The organism is Corallococcus sp. AB018 (genome assembly GCF_003986945.1).
GTDB lineage: Bacteria > Myxococcota > Myxococcia > Myxococcales > Myxococcaceae > Corallococcus > Corallococcus exiguus.
This window is the reverse complement of sequence record NZ_RAWR01000119.1, coordinates 15047-31896: the sequence shown is the minus strand read 5'-3', so window position 1 is coordinate 31896 and position 16850 is coordinate 15047. Positions and strand designations below refer to the sequence as shown.

Here is a 16850-nt window from a genome sequence, read left to right as displayed (position 1 = left end):
GGCTCTTGCTTGCAGCCGGCGGCGAGCGCACCCACGAGCAACGCCGGCAAGAGCCAGCGGGCACGGGGAGCGCGCGCGGCCTTCGGCGGGACAGCGGACTGCGGGGACATGTTTCCTCCAGGAGGTGGCGGCGGAACCGATTTCATGCCGCGTGCCGCGCGTGGGGCTCTCGGAGGCACACGGGAAGTGCGGCCCGGCGACCACGTGCCGGCGCTCCCCCATGCGCGTCCGCGGGCCCACAGGGTGTCCAGGCAGCCACACTCGCGGGTGGCCTCCGGACGCACGGGACGCGGGATTTCGCGGTGCAGACTGGCGGTGAGACACCTCGGCGGTCAACTGGGGTCCCTGCCCGCCGGGACAAGCCCGGCGCTCAATGAGGCCTCTGCCCGCCGGGACAAGCCCGGCGCTCAATGATGCCTCTGCCCGCCGGGACAAGCCCGGCGCTCAATGATGCCTCTGCCCGCCGGGACAAGCCCGGCGGTCAACTGGGGTCCCTGCATGGCGCATGGGGGCGGTAGGGTGCGCGGCCATGGTGCTGCCCGTCCGATTCGTCCTCATGCGCCCGCGCAACGCGGAGAACCTGGGTGCCGCCGCCCGCGCCCTGAAGAACTGCGGCCTGTCCGACTGGGCCTGGGTGACGCCGGAGGTGGAGGACCTGGGACCCGCCCATCGGCTCGCGGTGCATGCGGAGGACGTGCTGGGTGGGGTGAAGCGGCCGGACACGCTGGACGCGGCGGTGTCCGACTGCGTCTGGGTGGTGGGCACCAGCTCCCGCAAGGTGGAGGGCAAGCGCCGCCTGTCGCCCCGGGCCGTGGGTGAGGAGTTGGTGGCGAGGGCGAAGCAGGGGCCGGTGGCGCTCGTCTTCGGGGATGAGAGAAGCGGCCTCACCAACGCAGAGGTGGAGCGCTGCCACGACCTGTCCGCGGTGCCCACCGCGCCGGAGCAGCCCTCCATCAACCTGGCGCAGGCGGTGCTGCTCTACGCCTACGAGGTCCGCATGGCGCACCTGGCGGACACCGCGCCGCCGCCGGGTCCCCTGCCCCTGGCCGCCACGGACGCGGAGCTGGCCCGGGTGGAGGCGACGCTGGAGACGCTCCTGGGCGCGGGCGGCTTCCTCGTGGACGAAAAGCCCGGGCGCACGGCGGTGCGGGACCTGGTCGCGCCCCTGCGCCGCTCCCGCCTCACGCGCAACGAGGCCCGGCTCTGGCTGGCCGCGCTGCATACCGTGCGCAAGCATTTCCCGGGCAGGGACGACCCCTGAGCAGGCAGGGGGACACCCCACCCCGCGCGGCGGGATGCCCGCGCATCGCTACCTTTCCAGGAACGACCGAAGCCTCACGGAAAGGAGCACCGCGTGAACCACATGCCCTACGAGCCGATGATCGTGGGAGGCACCGAGCCCGGCCCTGGCCGTCAGGCGCCAGCCCACGAAGAGGTCTTCGAGGAACCCGGCCGCACGCCCGGGACGGCGGAGGACGGCGGGCTGGAGGAGGAGTCCCACCGCATGGCGGACGGCGACGAGCCGGGCCCCACGCCGGGCTCCGCCGAGGGCGACGACCCCGACGAACCGGTCCGCCACTAAAACTGAAGGACACGCCGCCGCCTCAAGCGCGGCTACAGTGCCGCGCCCATGCCTCGCAAGCCCGAACGGCCCCCCAAGTCCCCGCCCCGCCCCAACCGCTGGGAGGGCAAGGAGAAGCCGGACTGGCTCTCCCGCGCACTCGCCCGCGCGGGCGCCATGCCCCAGGACGAGGCCGACGCCGCCATCAAGGCGGGCCGTGTCACCGTCAACGGCCGCGTGGCGACCACGCCGCTGACGCCCGTGCCGCCCGACGCCGTCATCAAGGTGGACGGGCACCCGGTGCGCAAGGGAGCGCCCACGCACGTGCTGGCCTTCCACAAGCCCGCGGGGGTGCTGACCTCCACCGCGCGTCAGCACCGCACGGGCACGGTGTTCGAGCTGCTCCTGCCCCAACTGCCCCTGGAGCTGAACCGCTTCACCTGGCACGCCGTGGGCCGGCTGGACGTGGACACCACGGGCCTGCTGCTCTTCACCAACGACGACAAGCTGGTGGCCCACGCCACGTCCCCGGAGACGAACCTGCCCAAGCGCTACGTGGCCACGGTGTTCAGCACCGCGGACGACGCGAAGGTGGAGCCGCTGCGCCAGGGGATGATGCTGGATGACGGCCCCGCTCGCCCCGCCGTGGTGCGCGTGCGCGACGAGCACACGGTGGAGGTGATTCTCACCGAAGGCCGCCACCACCAGGTGAAGCGCATGCTGGGCGCCGTGGGGCTGCCTGCCCGCGCGCTTCACCGGGAGGCCGTGGGCGACATCACCCTGGACGATATCCCCGAGGGCGGCTTCCGCCTCCTCACTGACGAGGAGGTCCGCGAGAAGCTGAATTACTCTGGCCGGGACTGACTTCCCGGTGCCCTGGCCCCCCGGGGTGGGGTTAGGGTGCGGCCCATGGCGGACTTCGACCTGGTGGTCATCGGATCAGGCCCCGCGGGTGAATGGGGCGCGGTACAGGCCTCTCTCGCGGGGAAGCGGGTGGCGGTGGTGGAGCGGGAGGCGGTGCTCGGCGGCACCGCGGCCAACACCGGCACCCTCCCCTCCAAGACGCTGCGCGAGACGGCGCTGCACCTGTCCGGCTTCAAGGCGCGTGGCCTCTACAGCGTGGACGCGACGCTGCGCCACGAGGCCACCGTCTCCGACTTCCTCTTCCGCGAGCGCCGCGTGAAGCAGATGGAGCGCGAGCGCATCCACAAGAACCTCCAGCGCCACGGCGTGACGCTGTTCCAGGGCGCCGGCTCCTTCGCGGACGCGCACACCGTCGCGGTGAAGCACGACGGCGCGGAGGTCGCCCGGCTCACCGCCGGCACCGTCCTCATCGCCACCGGATCCAGCCCGTACCGCCCGCCGCTGTACCCCTTCGGCGACCCGCGCGTGCACGACTCGGATGAAATCCTCGACATCACCACCCTGCCCCGCACGCTGGTGGTGGTGGGCGGCGGCGTCATCGGCTGCGAGTACGCGTGCATGTTCGCCGCGCTGGGCATCCCGGTGACGCTGGTGGAGGTGAAGAACGAGCTCCTGTCCTTCCTGGACGCCGAAGTGGGGCAGGTGCTGCGCGACTGCATGGAGACGCTGGGCGTGCGGCTGCGCCTGGGCCAGACGGTGGAGTCCGCGCACGTCCCGGAGTCCCACGAGGAGCCCATCCGCCTGAAGCTGTCCACCGGCGAGGTGCTGGAGGCGGATCAGGTACTGGTCGCCTCCGGCCGCACCTCGAACACCGCGGGCCTGGGCATCGAGGCGCTGGGCGTGAAGCAGGGCAAGCGCGGCCAGATTGAAGTGGGGCTCGCGTACCAGACGGCCGTGCCGCACATCTACGCGGTGGGGGACGTCATCGGCTTCCCCGCGCTGGCCTCCACGTCCATGGAGCAGGCGCGCATCGCGGTGGAGCACGCGTTCGGCCCGGGCAAGCGCACGCTCACGCCCATCCTGCCCTACGGCATCTACACCATCCCGGAGGTGTCCATGGCCGGCGACACGGAGGAGTCCCTGCGCGCGCGCAGCGTCCCCTACGTGGTCGGCCGCGCCACCTTCGAAACCAACCCTCGCGGGCAGATCATCGGGGAGCGGCAGGGCCTCTTGAAGCTGCTCTTCCACCGCGACGACCTGAAGCTCCTGGGCGTGCACGTGCTGGGCGAGCAGGCCTCGGAGCTGGTGCACGTGGGGCTCACCGCGCTGCTCACCGGCTCCACCGCGCAGCTCTTCGTGGAGACCTGCTTCAACTACCCGACGCTGTCGGAGGCCTACAAGGCCGCCACCTACGACGCGTTGGACCAGGTGCGGGTGAGCAGCACCTGATCCGCCTCGGCGGCCCGCGCCTAGCGCGAGTCCTTGAGGCTTCCCACCGTGAAGCCCGCCTCGCGCTGGGCTACCCGGTTCACGCCGTCCGCGGACACCCGGGCCAGCGGGGGCGCGGCGGCGGGCGATGAGGCCTTCGAGGCAGAGGCCTTGGGGGCGGGCCCCTTGGACGCGCCGCTCTGCCCCTGGGCGCCCTGGAGCAGTTCCCGGATGCGCTCCCAGCGCACCTTCTCCTCCGCCACCAGCCGCACCAGCTCCTCGCGGGCGGAGGCGTCCGGCAGGTCCGAGGCGGCCGCCGCCACCTTGTCCATGAAGGGCAACAGGTATCCGAAGTCCCGTTCGAAATTGGGGGTCGCCATGGGGGCACCTTAGCCGTGGTAGACGCGCGACGCGACGATGCGCCCGCCCTTCACGTCCAGCACCTCCGCCACCGGCAGGGGGGCCTCGTTGGGCGCGTGGCGCAGGTACTCCATGAACACCCGGTCCCCGTCCGCCGTGAGGGCCGTCTCCTCGTAGCGCAGGCCCGGCAGCCGGGCGATGGCGTCCCTCCACCACTGCTCCAGGGCCGGCCGGCCCACCAGGCGCCCGCCCGTCTCCGGATGCAGGACGCGAATCTTGGGCGAGGTGTGTGTTGCATCCTCCGCGTACAGCGCCACCAGGGCGGTGACGTCGTGGGCGTTGAAGGCCTTGAGCCAGGCCCTGGCCAGTGAGAAGTTTTCGCTCGCGCTCATTGTTATGAGACCTCAGTCGGAACGGGGACGGCGGAAAGTAGGCGGATGTACGCCCCGCGTCATGCGGATTTGTCTGGTAACTGGGTCCTGTGGGAAGTAAGGGCCCCGCCTGCTCTGTTCCCTCAGGCAATTTTTTCAATAGAAGAAGGACCGGATCGTGGCCTCCAACGTACCCATCGAGAAGATTCGTAACATCGGTATCTCTGCCCACATCGACTCGGGCAAGACGACGCTCTCCGAGCGCATCCTGTTCTACACGGGCAAGATCCACGAGATCCACGAGGTCCGCGGCAAGGACGGCGTGGGCGCGATCATGGACTCGATGGACCTGGAGCGTGAGAAGGGCATCACCATCCAGTCCGCCGCCACGTACGCGATGTGGGGCGAATACAACATCAACCTGATCGACACCCCGGGACACGTGGACTTCACCATCGAGGTGGAGCGCGCGCTCCGCGTCCTCGACGGTGCCATCCTGGTGCTCTGCTCCGTGTCGGGCGTGCAGTCGCAGTCCATCACGGTGGACCGCCAGATGAAGCGCTACAAGGTTCCGCGCATCGCGTTCATCAACAAGATGGACCGCTCGGGCGCGAACTATGACCGCGTCGCCGCGCAGCTGAAGGAGAAGCTGGGCCACCACGCGGTGAAGCTCCAGTACCCCATCGGCGCGGAGGACCGCTTCCAGGGCCTCATCGACCTGCTCTCCATGAAGGCGTTCTACTTCGATGGTGAGAACGGCGAGAACGTGCGCGAGGAGGCCATCCCCGCGGACATGCTCGACGAGGCGAAGCTGCGCCGCGACGAGATGATCGAGGGCATCGCCAACGTCGACGACGAGCTGGGCGAGGCGTTCCTCATGGACCCGGGCGCCATCAACGAGGAGCAGCTCCGCGCCGCCGTGCGCCGGGCCACCATCGCGCTGAAGATGACGCCGGTGATGTGCGGCTCCGCGTACAAGAACAAGGGCGTGCAGCTGCTCCTGAACGCGGTGTGCAGCTACCTGCCCAACCCCAAGGAAGCGACCAACGAGGCCCTCGACCAGAAGAACAACGAGGCCAAGGTCATCCTGGAGTCGGACGCAAACAAGCCCTTCGTCGGCCTGGCGTTCAAGCTGGAAGACGGCCGCTACGGCCAGCTCACCTACATGCGCATCTACCAGGGCAAGGTGAGCAAGGGTGACTTCATCTTCAACCAGGTGAACCAGAAGAAGGTCAAGGTTCCCCGCATCGTCCGCATGCACGCGTCGGAAATGCACGACGTGAGCGAGGCCACGGCCGGCGACATCGTCGCGCTGTTCGGCATCGAGTGCGCCTCCGGCGACACGTTCACCGACGGCACCGTGAACTACACGATGACGTCCATGTTCGTGCCGGACGCGGTGATCTCCCTGGCGGTGACGCCGAAGAACCGCGACAAGCTGACCAACTTCTCCAAGGCGCTCAACCGCTTCCACAAGGAAGACCCCACCTTCCGCGTGCACCGTGACGAAGAGTCCGCGCAGACCATCATCAGCGGCATGGGCGAGCTGCACCTGGAGATCTACATCGAGCGCATGAAGCGCGAGTACGACTGCGAAGTGGTCGCCGGCAAGCCCCAGGTGGCGTACCGCGAGACCATCTCCCAGAAGGGCGAGTTCGCGTACACGCACAAGAAGCAGACCGGTGGTTCCGGTCAGTTCGCGCGCGTGTGCGGCTACGTGGAGCCCCTGCCCTCGGACGCCGTGCAGCAGTACGAGTTCGTGGACGACATCGTCGGTGGCTCCATCCCGCGCGAGTTCATCCCCGCGTGCGACAAGGGCTTCACCGAGGCCGTGAAGAAGGGCAGCCTCATCGGCTTCCCCGTGGTGGGCCTGCGCGTGGTCATCAACGACGGCGCGTTCCACGCGGTGGACTCGTCCGAAATGGCGTTCAAGACGGCCGCCATCATGGGCTTCCGCGAGGGCTACGCCGCCGCCAAGCCGATCATCCTCGAGCCGATCATGAAGGTCGAAGTCACGGCTCCGGAAGACTTCCAGGGTTCCGTCGTCGGCCAGCTGAACCAGCGCCGCGGCACCATCCTGGAGACGGGCACCGCCGAGGGCTACGTCACGGCCGTGGCGGAAGTGCCGCTGAACACGATGTTCGGCTACTCCACCGACCTGCGCTCCGCGACCCAGGGCAAGGGCGAGTTCACGATGGAGTTCGCCCGGTACTCGCCGGTCCCCCGCAACGAGGCGGAGGCCCTGATGGCGCAGTACAAGGAGAAGCAGGCCGCGGAGCAGGCTGCCCGCAAGTAGTCCGGGTGCCCACGCCGCACTGGCTGTAGGAAGGGCGCTCCCCGCTTCAAGTGGGGGGCGCCCTTTCGCTTTCTACCGTCCCCCTTTTCGAAAGGTTCCTTTCCGTGACGCTGCTTCGCGCCGCCAACGTCCAGCTCGCCTTCGGCAGCCGCACCGTCTTCGAGGGCCTCACCTTCACCATCGAGGAGGGCGAGCGCGTGGGCCTCGTGGGCGTCAACGGCTCCGGCAAGTCGTCCCTGATGAAGATATTGGCCGGCGCGGCGAAGCCGGACCTGGGCGAGCTGCAGCTGCGCCGGGGCGCACGCGTCACCTACCTGCCCCAGGAGCCGGAGTTCCCCGAAGGCGCCACCGTGCAGAGCGAGCTGGCCGTGTCCCAGGCGCCGCTGAAGGAGGCGCTGGACGCGCACGCGGAGCTGTCCCGGAAGCTGGAGACGGACCCCGCGCACGCCACCCAGAAGATGCTGGAGCAGCTGTCCGCGCTGAGCGACCGGATTGAACAGGCGGGCGGCTGGGACACGGAGCACCACGCGAAGACGCTGCTGGACCGCCTGGGCGTGAAGGACTGGGACCGGCCCGTGGCGCAGCTGTCCGGAGGCCTGAAGAAGCGCGTGGCCATTGCCCGGGCGCTGCTCACGCGCCCGGACCTGCTGCTCTTGGACGAGCCCACCAACCACCTGGACGCGGACACCGTGGACTGGCTGGAGGACGAGCTGGACAAGCTGCCCGGGGCGCTGCTGCTCGTCACGCACGACCGCTACTTCCTGGACGACCTGGTGGACCGCATCGTCGAAATCCAGCCCGGCGGCGGCCTCATCTCCTACCCCGGCAACTACGCGGCCTACGTGGAGCAGAAGCTCGTGGCCCAGGAGAACGCGGAGACGGCGGAGCACAAGCGCGGACGCTGGATTGCCCAGGAGGTGGCGTGGCTGCGCAAGGGCCCGGAGGCGCGGCGCACCAAGAGCAAGGCCCGCATCGAACGGGCGCAGAAGCTGCTGGCGGAGAAGGGCTTCCAGCGCCCCAAGGTGGCGGACTTGAAGGTGGTGGCGGCGCCGCGGCTGGGCCACACCGTCATCGAGGCGGAAGGGCTGAAGAAGTCCTTCGGCGAGCGCAAGGTGCTGGACGGCGTGGACTTCCGCCTCCAGCGCGGCGAGCGCGTGGGCTTCCTGGGGCCCAACGGCGTGGGCAAGACGACCTTCCTGCGCGTGATGCTGGGGGAGATTCCCGCGGACAGCGGCAAGCTCGTCATCGGGAAGAACACCAAGGTCGCCTACTACGATCAGCAGCGCGCCCAGTTGGATCCGGAGCAGACGGTGTACGACGCGGCCTCCAACGGCGAGGACCACGTGGAGCTGGCGGACCGGAAGGTGGCCCTGCGCGACTACCTGGAGGACCTGCTCTTCCCGGTGCCCATGCAGCGCATGAAGGTGGGCGCGCTGTCCGGCGGCGAGCGCAACCGCCTGCTGCTGGCGCGGCTGTTCCTGGAAGGCGCCAACGTGCTGGTGCTGGACGAGCCCACCAACGACCTGGACATCGTCACCCTCAACATCCTGGAGCGCCTGCTCCTGGACTTCGCCGGCAGCACCCTGCTGGTGACGCACGACCGGTACTTCCTCGACAAGGTGGCCACCGCCATCCTCTCCTTCGACGGCGAGGGCAAGGTCACCCGCTACGAGGGCAACTACGACATGTACAAGCGGCTGCGCGAGCAGTCGCGGGCCGCCGCGCTCAAGGCCGCCGCGCTGAAGAAGGACGAGCCGAAGAAGGACGAACCCCGCGAGGAGCCCGCCCAGAAGCCCGCCCAGAAGAAGCTCGGGAAGCTCTCCTACAAGGATCAGCGCGAGCTGGACGGCATGGAGGCCACCATCGAGGCCGCGGAGAAGCGCAAGGCGGAGCTGGAGGCGAAGCTGGCCGACCCCGCCGTCTACAGCCAGGGCTCCAAGGTGGCGGAAGTGAATCAGGCCCTGGAAGCCACCACCGCCGAGGTGGATCGGCTCTATACGCGTTGGCAGGAATTGCAGGACCTGGCGGCTGGAACTGCCTGACGCGGCGATATTTGAGCGGGGCAAACATCAATTGATGGCACCCGTGCATGATTTTCGGGCGAGGGGACTCTGGCTAGAGTCCGCGTCCCTCCGCCTCGGGAGTCGTCACGTGTTCCGTCCGGCCTCGGTCCTCGCCGCTGCCCTTCTGTCCGTCCCCTTTTCCGCCCACGCCCTGGAAAGCGGTCCCAAGAGTCCGCTGCCCATGTTTGACCTGCAACGGTTGCGCCTGGACCCGGCGGCCCTGGGCTCGCTGGTGGTGGGGACGGGACGGACGCTGGAGGCAGGGCAACTGCGTGTGGCGTTGAACTACCACTACGAGCAGCTGCCCCTGCACTTCCAGACGCGCTGGGAGCCCGGCGAGGGCACGGGCCTGGTGGAGAACAAGATGACCGCCCACCTGACGGTGGGCTTCGGCGTGCTGTCGTGGCTGGAGGTGGGCGGTGAGCTGCCCCTCGTCCTGACGCAGGGGGGAAAGCCCACGTTGGAGTACTACGGGCCGAACTCCGGGGGCATCGCCACGCCGTGGCTGACGGCCCGGGCCGCGGTGCTCCGCCAGACGAAGGGCGCCCCCATCAACCTCTCGGTGGGGTTCACCGCGGGACTGCCGGTGGGCAGCCGCGCGGCGCAGGCGCACGAGGACTACGCGTGGCAGCCGCGTCTGCAGTTGGGCTACGTGGGCGAGGGCTTCCAGGTGGGCGGCGAGGCCGGCATCTTCCTGCGCAAGCGCCAGGACCTGGGTCCCGTGTCCTACGACCCGAAAGACATCGCTGGCAATGAGCTGCGATTGGGCGCCACGGTGACGTCGCTCCACGGCGAGCTGACGCGCGGCGAGGTGAGCGTGCTCACGGGCATCCCGCTGAACGGAGGCCGGGTGGGGGCGGAGCTGCTCATCGCCATCCGCCGCCATGCCCTGTCCAGCCTGGACCTGTATGTGATGGGCGGCCCGGGCGTGGGCGCGGGGTTCGACACGCCCACCTTCCGCTTCGTCGCGGGCGTGTCCTGGGCCACCAGCAAGGTGGACTGAGCAGGCCCCCTACTTCGGCATGAAGCCGAAGGCCTTCACCATCGCGATGGCGATGCCCAACAGGCTTTCGCCCGCGATGAAGCCGGAGCTGACGGGCAGCACCGCGTCCTCCGCGAGCTTCGGCTTCGTGCGCCGGAGGAACGCCGCCAGCGCCGCGCCCACGAAGAGGCTGATGGAGCTGGAGCCGGGGATGACGATGGCCAGCCCCAGGCCGGACGCGCTGGGGAGGAAGGCCTTCACCTTCGGGTGGGCCCAGCGCTCCAGCAGCACCAGCGTGATGCCCAGCAGCGCGCCGCACAGGGCGCCCACGCGCGCGGTGGGGTGCAGCGCGGACACGCCCGAGGCGAGCATCTTCGACACGCCAGCCCACACCATGGACGCGGGCGCGGGGAACTGCTCCGTGCCCAGCACGTCCGCGGTGGGCACCAGCAGCTTGAAGATGGGCACCACCACCATGGCGCCCGCGGCCACGCCGAACAGCTGCGCGAAGAACTGCTGACGCGGCGAAGCCCCCAACAGCCACCCGGACTTCAGGTCCGTGAGCAGGTCCGCCGAGTGCAGCCCCACGCCGCCCGTGGCGTTGGCGCTCATCACGTTGGCGGGGATGTTGCCCGGCGCCAGGCCGCCGAAGATGAGCTGGGTGACGGGGCCCAGGGCCTTGGTGGGCGTGGTGTCCGTCTCGCCCGTCACGCGCGACGCGATGACGCCCATCACCACCGCCAGGGGGAGCGCGAGCACGCCGGCCCACCAGGGAATCTGGAACAGGTAGGCCATGAGGAAGACGGCCACCGGGCCCAGGAGCCCGAAGCCCAGGGGGAACCACGCCGGGGGGCACTCGATGTCCGCCAGCGGATCCTCGCGAGCGCCCTCCTTGGGCTTCATCCCCACCAGCCCGCCCAGCGCGGAGAACGAGCGCACCACGCTCTTCCACTGGAACGCGAACGAGAGCAGGCCGGACGACACCAGCACCGCGGAGCCCGTCCACAGCGACCAGCTGTTGATGGCCTTGTACGTCACCTCCGGGATGACGCCCTGGGCGACCATGGCCGGCGCGAGGAAGCCGTAGTTGAGGATGGCGCCCAGCAACATGGACCAGCCGGTGCGGAAGTTCACCAGCGCGCCCGCGCCGATGAGCAGCAGGCTGAAGTCGAACGACAGGGACCACTTGCCCGCCTCGCGTCCGAGGATGCTGAACGGCAGGCTCACCTTCTCCGGCAGGTTCTTCAGCCAGGTGAAGCGCGCGTCGCGCACCAGCACCAGCAGCGCGCCCACCAGCCCCGCCAGGCCCAGCAGGCGCGACTTGCGGCGGGCCACCTCGCCGTGGCCGTGCAGCGCGCGGATGGTCTCCGCGGTGGCCGTGCCCGTGGGGAACGGGAGCGCTTCGATGTTGATGAGCTGGCGCTTGATGGGGATGGCGGCGAAGACGCCCAGCGCGGAGATGACGGCGAACCACACCATCAGCCAGCCGGACGACGGCAGCGTGCCGGTGAGCATCAGCAGCGCGGGCACCGCCGCCATGTTGCCGCCGCCCGTCATGTAGCCCGCGGCGGACGCCACGGAGCCCATGGCGTTGTTCTCCAGGTCGGTGAACTCGTTGCGCAGCAGCTTCAGCGAGCGCAGCGTGCCGAACACCGCGAAGGCCAGGATGCACGCGGTGATGGTGACGCCCAGGCTCCAGCCCGTCTTGAGGATGACGTAGAGGTTGGACAGACACATCACCGCGCCAATGAGCATCCCGGCGATGACGGCGCGCACGGTGAGCTGCCGCGCGCCGCCCTGGTAGACGTGCTCCCGCCAGTACAGCTCCGGATCCATGGCCGCGGAGGCGCCGGGCCGTTCGGGGACGGCGCCGGGGTCGGGCGCGGGGACGCGGAGCTGGCTGGGGTTCGGGACGGGAGGAACCATGGGGGGCGCAAGATAGTGCACGCCCCCCGAGGTCACGAAACGCTCCGTGCCCTCCGGTTGGAAAAGCCGCTACCCGTGCGCGCCGCCCGGCCCGTGGACATGGCCGTGCGCCAGCTCTTCCTGCGTCGCGTCACGCACTTCGCGCACGGTGACGTCGAAGTGGAGCGTCTTGCCGGCGAGCGGGTGGTTCAAGTCCACCACGACGTGGTCCGGGTTCACGGCGATGATGCGCAGGGGGACGTCGCCGTCCTCCGTCTGGGCCATCAGCGTGCCGCCCACCTGGGGCAGGTAGGTGCTGGGCAGCATGGTGCGAGCGACGTTGCGCACGCCCTCCGGCTTGTGGATGCCGTAGCCCTGCTCCGGGGTCACCACCACCTGCTTGCTGTCCCCCACTCCCAGGCCTTCCAGCGCGCCCTCCAGTCCGGGGACGATCTGCTTGTGCCCGTGCAGATAGGCGAGCGGCTGGTTCGGGGCGCTCTGGTCGATGATCTGCCCGTCTCCCATGTGGAGGCGGTAATCGAGGGCGACGACGCGACCGTTGGCGACTTTCATGCGGCTGAAGCTCCTTGGATTCGAAAGACGGCGGAGGGGACTTCGGTCAAAGGTGGAAACGGGGTGACGCCACGTCAGGCGGTGGGGGACTGCGCCGCCTCCTCGCCGACCGGGCGGTCGGAGGGCTCGCCGCGCGACACGTACACTGCGGCCGCCAGGTCTCCGGTGACGTTGAGCACGGTGCGGCACATGTCCAGGAAGCGGTCCACGCCGAGGATGAGGCCCAGGCCCTCCACGGGGATGTGGAACATGCCCAGAATCATGGCGATGACGGGGATGGAGCCCGCCGGCACGCCCGCGGTGCCAATGCCCGCCAGCACGCAGATGAACATGATGGTCGCCTGCTGCGTGAGGTCCAGCGGAACGCCATACACCTGCGCGAGGAAGAGGACGGTGACGCCCTCGAAGAGCGCGGTGCCGTTCTGGTTCATCGCGGAGCCGGCGGTCAGCACGAAGCGCGACACGTTGCGCGGCAGCTTCAGGTTCTCCTCCGCCACCTTGAGGGCGGTGGGCAGCGTGGCGCTGGAGGAGGACGTGGAGAACGCGGTGACGATGGCCAGCCGGCAGGAGCGGAAGAACTCCACCGGGTTGCGGCCGCCCAAGAAGCGCACGGACAGCGAGTACACGACGAACATGTGGATGCCCAACGCCAGCAGCACCACGCCCACGTACGACGCCAGCTGACCCAGGATGTGGAAGCCCAGGCGCGCCGTCATGGAGAACAGGAGCGCGCCCACGCCCACGGGCGCCAGCTGGAGCACCCCGTCGATGAGCTTCATCATCACGTCATAGAGGCCCTGGATGACGTCCTTGAGCCGCTGCGCGGGCTCGCCCGGGGTGAGCGCCAGGCCCAGGCCGAAGATGAGCGAGAAGACGATGAGGCCAATCATGTCCCCGTCCGCCGCGGCCTTCAGCGGGTTGGTGGGCACCATGGACATGAAGAGCGCGCCCATGGAGGTGTCCCCGGGGGGCGGCGCGGCTTTGATGGTCGTGCCCGTGCGGGCCAGGGCGCGGGCCTCGTCGCTCAGGCCGTCACCGGGCCTCAGCGTGTTGACGAGCAACAGGCCGATGAGCACGGAGATGACGGAGAAGACGACGGTGTAGCCCAGCGTGCGGGCCCCCAGGCGGCCCACCTGCTTCAGGTCCAGCTCCGCCACGCCCACGACGAGCGCGGAGAACAGGAGCGGGACGACGAGCATCAGGAGCAGGCGGATGAAGATCTGCCCCAGCGGGTTGGTGACGTGCTCGACGAGCCAGATGAGCCAGTCCGCGCTCCCGAACACGGCGTTGCAGACGAGCCCGGCCACCGCGCCGGCGGAAATGCCGAGGAGCATCTTCTGATGGGGCTTCATGAGGGGGCGAAGCCTACCGGTGAAAGGGAGTGGCGCCCACCTCGCGTTCAGGGGAAAGCTCCCGCCCCATCGTGGAATCCCTCGTCCAGCTCACCGAGCCCGCACTGCCCCCGCCCCTCTTCCAACGGCTGTCACGCCGTGTGGGGGACCTGAAGGCAGAGCGCCTGCGTCACACGTACCAGACGACGTTCTGGTACGCCTTCGGGCCTCCGGAGAACGTGGTGGAGGAGGTCATCCACACGCTGCGGCCCCGGGTGACGAAGGGCTGGAAGATCGCGGGCGTGGAGTGGTGGCTGTCCCGGATGCGGGCCACGGACGTGCGGGTGGACTTCCACCAGGACCGGGACGAGCGGCTGGCGTTGGCCACGGGGAAGCTGGTGCACCCGGTGCGCTCGTCGGTGTTGTTCCTCAACCGGGTGCGGGGCGGCGCGCTGGCGGTGACGCGGGAGTTGCCGTGTGACGACAACCCGTCGCTCGCGCCGGACCGGCTGGAGGATTTGACGCTGGTGGCGCCGCGGCCCAACCGGCTGGTGGTGTTCGACGGGACGCTGACGCACGGGGTGCTGGACGCGGACAACCAGGTCCCGGACGGCAAGCTGCCGGGACCTTCACGCGAGCGGCGCACGCTGGTGATGAACTGGTGGGGCCACCGTCCCACGGACGTGCCCCTGTGGAGCGAGACGCGCTTCTACCGGGCGCTGGCCAGCTGACGGGCGGTTTCGCGCAGGCGGTGGGTGACGCGCTCGGCCCACTCGGGCTCGACCTCCATGCAGGCGGGGCGGCGGCCCAGGCGCAGGGCCGCGGAGGGCATGGAGCCGCTGCCCGCGAACGGATCCAACACGGTGTCCCCGGGGCGGCTCCAGGTGCGGACCAGGGGCTCCAGCACGGAGAAGGGCTTGTGGTGCGGGTGGCCGCCCCACCGCGCGGCCTCGGCGTCATCGTCGTAGCCGCCGACGACGGCCCACACGGTGGGAGCGTCCCCAAGGGCGAGCGGCGGCTCGGGCGTGCGGGCGATGACGAGGGCGACCTCGTAGACGCGCAGCATCTGCTCGTTGGCGTTCTTGTCGGTGGTGCGCTTGCCCCAGACGTACTCGCCGCGCAGGTGGGTGTAGCCCAGGCCATGCGCGGCGGTGAGGATGGGCTCCTTGCCCAGCAGGTTGGTCCAGATGATGAGGGGCGCGTCGGGGGTGAGGTGCGCGGTGGCGCGCGTGAGCCAGGCCTCGGAGAAGACGCGGTAGTCGCGCACGGACTCGAAGCGGACGATGGGGTTGCGGTCGATCTTCTTGTTCGCGCGGGGGTCGCGCAGGTCCCCGCCCTTGCGGCGCCGGGTGAGCAGGCAATACGGCGGGTCCGTGTGGAGCAGCGAGGCGCGGGTGTCGCCGAGGGCGGCCCGGTAGCCCTCGGGCTCGCGCGCGTCGGCGCGGACGCAGCGCAGGGATTCGGGCGTGAGGTCGGAGGTCATCGTGTGGAGCCGCACCCTACCCGTTCCAGCGCATGGCCGCCGCGTATTCCACCTGCCCGCGGCGAGTGCCAGGGGTGTGGCGATTGCAATGCCTGCTCACATTTCAGAAGATAGACACGGCCCGCTCATCCTCCGCTCGCACAGCTCACCCAACGTGAGGACCGCCATGATGCGTGTGAAGCATTGGATGTTGGCCTGCGCCGTCAGTCTGGCAATGGCTTGCGGAGGTTCGTCAGCGGACGTCGAGGAGGAGCTGCAAGCGTCCTCGCAAGAGCTCGCGGGGTGTACCGCGCTGTGTTCCACGGGCTCGGTGAGTTGCCCATCCGCGACGTCGAATTGCTCGTCGGCTGACTACCAGGGAGTGACCTGCAATGGCGTCTTCTACGCCTGCCCGTCGACTCCGCCTCCGACCTGCGACGCGGTTCGCTGCTCCCTCATGCACAAGAGGGCCTGCTCTCCGTCCCAGGAGGGAGAGCTCACGGACTGCTGCTATTCCGCAGGGGACCCCGGAACCTGCGAGTGCACCGGCTCCGTCTGGTGGTGCTCTTAGTCGGGACCACCGTGGCTGATTGAACCCTGTCGCATCGGGTGGGCACCTCGTGTGCTCGCCCGATGCGTGGCGTCCAGAGGGCTCACGGGAACTCGATGTCACTCCACTGCGCCGTCCGCGTGCCATCCACGTCCACGACGTTCAGTCGGTATTTTCCCAGTTCCGGGTTCTTCACGTCGAACTCCAGCGCCACGATCGCCGAGGATTCAGCCGTAATGGGTCCGGATTGGACCGGCGGCAAGGAAGGCCACTCCTTGCCCTTCCGGTCCACCAGCACTGCCCGCCCGATGGTCCACGGCTTCTTGTCACTCGCCTTCAGCAACAACTTCACCGCCCACCGCGGCCCCGACGTGTACGTCGATATCTTCTCTATCAGCAATGAGCACGAACGCATGCAGATGAAGGGGTTCCCAAACTGCTGCATTTTCACGCCAGGAAACCCCGACGACATCGGCAGGAGCGCGCCAAATCCCGGCGTTTCGCGCGCGCCCTCCGCCGGGGAAACGCGCTCCCGTCGCAAGCGTTCGAGCTCCGCGCGCAGTTGCTGCACTTCCTGGCGGTATGACTCCGCGGAACGTGCACGCCGGTAGACTTCCACCTGCCTATCCACGGCGCCAGAATCCACCACCAGGGTCAATGACAGCCTTGAGGGAAACGCTGCGCTCGCATCCTTGAAGGGAATGGACAGCTTCAAGGTTCCCCCTTGCTGCAAGTCATTGGAGGGAACAAGGACAAGAACCGAATTTCCCGTGCTCACCCGCGCGAACAGCGCTCGCGACTCCAGGATCACCTGGTCCTGTTGGATGTCGGTATCGAAGAGCAGCGTCGTGCTCACCCCAGGCCCGATGTGGATGGGACGCGACCCGGCGTCCTCCGCTCCCACTTCCATCCGGAGCGTCCCCTCAACCCCATCCTTCGCCACGGGAGAAGCCGCCAGGACAAGGGACGACCAGAGCAGCAGAGGAAGCGCGACGAACAGACAGGAGGGCACGGTGGGAAGGGCTCCTCGAACCGGGGCGGCAGAGGCTTCCTTCTACCACGAGGCGTTTCTTATGCCCCCCGCGCGATGATGACCCATCTCCG

At 69.2% G+C, this 16850-nt stretch carries 15 protein-coding genes; 8 read left to right on the top strand and 7 right to left on the bottom strand.

Annotation, left to right across the window (positions count from 1 at the left end):
• The first annotated feature begins 529 nt into the window (after positions 1-529).
• The 4 genes from D7Y11_RS24415 (at position 530) to sthA (ending at position 3874) form a co-directional block, all read left to right on the top strand.
• On the top strand, positions 530-1261 hold the full coding sequence (locus D7Y11_RS24415) for an RNA methyltransferase (RefSeq protein WP_120581713.1): 732 nt from the start codon (positions 530-532) through the stop codon (positions 1259-1261).
• Positions 1262-1363: 102 nt separating this feature from the next.
• Positions 1364-1582 (top strand): hypothetical protein, encoded by a 219-nt coding sequence (locus D7Y11_RS24410; RefSeq protein WP_233597560.1) that lies wholly within the window; start codon positions 1364-1366, stop codon positions 1580-1582.
• A 48-nt stretch (positions 1583-1630) separates the two neighbouring features.
• Positions 1631-2425: a pseudouridine synthase gene (locus D7Y11_RS24405; protein ID WP_126934915.1), complete on the top strand. Its 795-nt coding sequence runs from the start codon at positions 1631-1633 to the stop codon at positions 2423-2425.
• Positions 2426-2470: 45 nt separating this feature from the next.
• Positions 2471-3874, top strand: coding sequence for a Si-specific NAD(P)(+) transhydrogenase (sthA, locus tag D7Y11_RS24400; protein ID WP_126934914.1), 1404 nt, complete (start codon positions 2471-2473; stop codon positions 3872-3874).
• Positions 3875-3894: 20 nt separating this feature from the next.
• Here the strand turns inward: sthA and D7Y11_RS24395 are convergent, their stop codons facing one another.
• Positions 3895-4233 carry a hypothetical protein gene (locus tag D7Y11_RS24395; protein ID WP_121754398.1) on the bottom strand — a complete coding sequence of 113 codons (339 nt, stop codon included), beginning with the start codon at positions 4231-4233 and terminating at the stop codon, positions 3895-3897.
• Between the two features lie 9 nt (positions 4234-4242).
• Positions 4243-4605: a nuclear transport factor 2 family protein gene (locus tag D7Y11_RS24390; protein WP_121754397.1), complete on the bottom strand. Its 363-nt coding sequence runs from the start codon at positions 4603-4605 to the stop codon at positions 4243-4245.
• A gap of 157 nt (positions 4606-4762) precedes the next feature.
• Here D7Y11_RS24390 and fusA point away from each other — a divergent pair, with 157 nt between their 5' ends.
• The 3 genes from fusA (at position 4763) to D7Y11_RS24375 (ending at position 9946) form a co-directional block, all read left to right on the top strand.
• The gene (gene fusA, locus D7Y11_RS24385; RefSeq protein WP_120563441.1) at positions 4763-6880 is read left to right on the top strand and encodes an elongation factor G; all 2118 of its coding nucleotides are present in this window, start codon (positions 4763-4765) and stop codon (positions 6878-6880) included.
• A 104-nt stretch (positions 6881-6984) separates the two neighbouring features.
• On the top strand, positions 6985-8922 hold the full coding sequence (locus tag D7Y11_RS24380; protein WP_120580643.1) for an ABC-F family ATP-binding cassette domain-containing protein: 1938 nt from the start codon (positions 6985-6987) through the stop codon (positions 8920-8922).
• Between the two features lie 202 nt (positions 8923-9124).
• Entirely contained in the window at positions 9125-9946 is an 822-nt protein-coding gene (locus tag D7Y11_RS24375; protein WP_233597427.1) for a flagellar motor protein MotB, read from the top strand.
• Positions 9947-9955: 9 nt separating this feature from the next.
• Here D7Y11_RS24375 and D7Y11_RS24370 read toward each other — a convergent pair whose 3' ends face one another.
• From D7Y11_RS24370 to D7Y11_RS24360, 3 genes are all read right to left on the bottom strand, one after another.
• Positions 9956-11851, bottom strand: coding sequence for an OPT family oligopeptide transporter (locus tag D7Y11_RS24370; RefSeq protein ID WP_120599073.1), 1896 nt, complete (start codon positions 11849-11851; stop codon positions 9956-9958).
• A 69-nt stretch (positions 11852-11920) separates the two neighbouring features.
• A complete protein-coding gene (locus tag D7Y11_RS24365; protein ID WP_120580640.1) occupies positions 11921-12403 on the bottom strand; it encodes a peptidylprolyl isomerase in 483 nt (160 codons plus the stop codon).
• A 74-nt stretch (positions 12404-12477) separates the two neighbouring features.
• Positions 12478-13755 (bottom strand): dicarboxylate/amino acid:cation symporter, encoded by a 1278-nt coding sequence (locus D7Y11_RS24360; RefSeq protein WP_121754396.1) that lies wholly within the window; start codon positions 13753-13755, stop codon positions 12478-12480.
• 71 nt (positions 13756-13826) lie between these two features.
• On the opposite strand from D7Y11_RS24360, the gene D7Y11_RS24355 reads away from it, so the two are divergent.
• Complete coding sequence (locus D7Y11_RS24355) at positions 13827-14465, top strand: hypothetical protein (RefSeq protein WP_121754401.1); 639 nt, start codon at positions 13827-13829, stop codon at positions 14463-14465.
• Here D7Y11_RS24355 and D7Y11_RS24350 read toward each other — a convergent pair.
• Both D7Y11_RS24350 and D7Y11_RS24345 read right to left on the bottom strand, forming a co-directional pair.
• The gene (locus D7Y11_RS24350; protein WP_120579677.1) at positions 14444-15217 is read right to left on the bottom strand and encodes a DNA methyltransferase; all 774 of its coding nucleotides are present in this window, start codon (positions 15215-15217) and stop codon (positions 14444-14446) included. The genes D7Y11_RS24355 and D7Y11_RS24350 overlap by 22 nt on opposite strands.
• Positions 15218-15849: 632 nt before the next feature.
• Positions 15850-16758: a DUF2381 family protein gene (locus tag D7Y11_RS24345; protein ID WP_120579676.1), complete on the bottom strand. Its 909-nt coding sequence runs from the start codon at positions 16756-16758 to the stop codon at positions 15850-15852.
• Positions 16759-16850 lie beyond the last annotated feature (92 nt).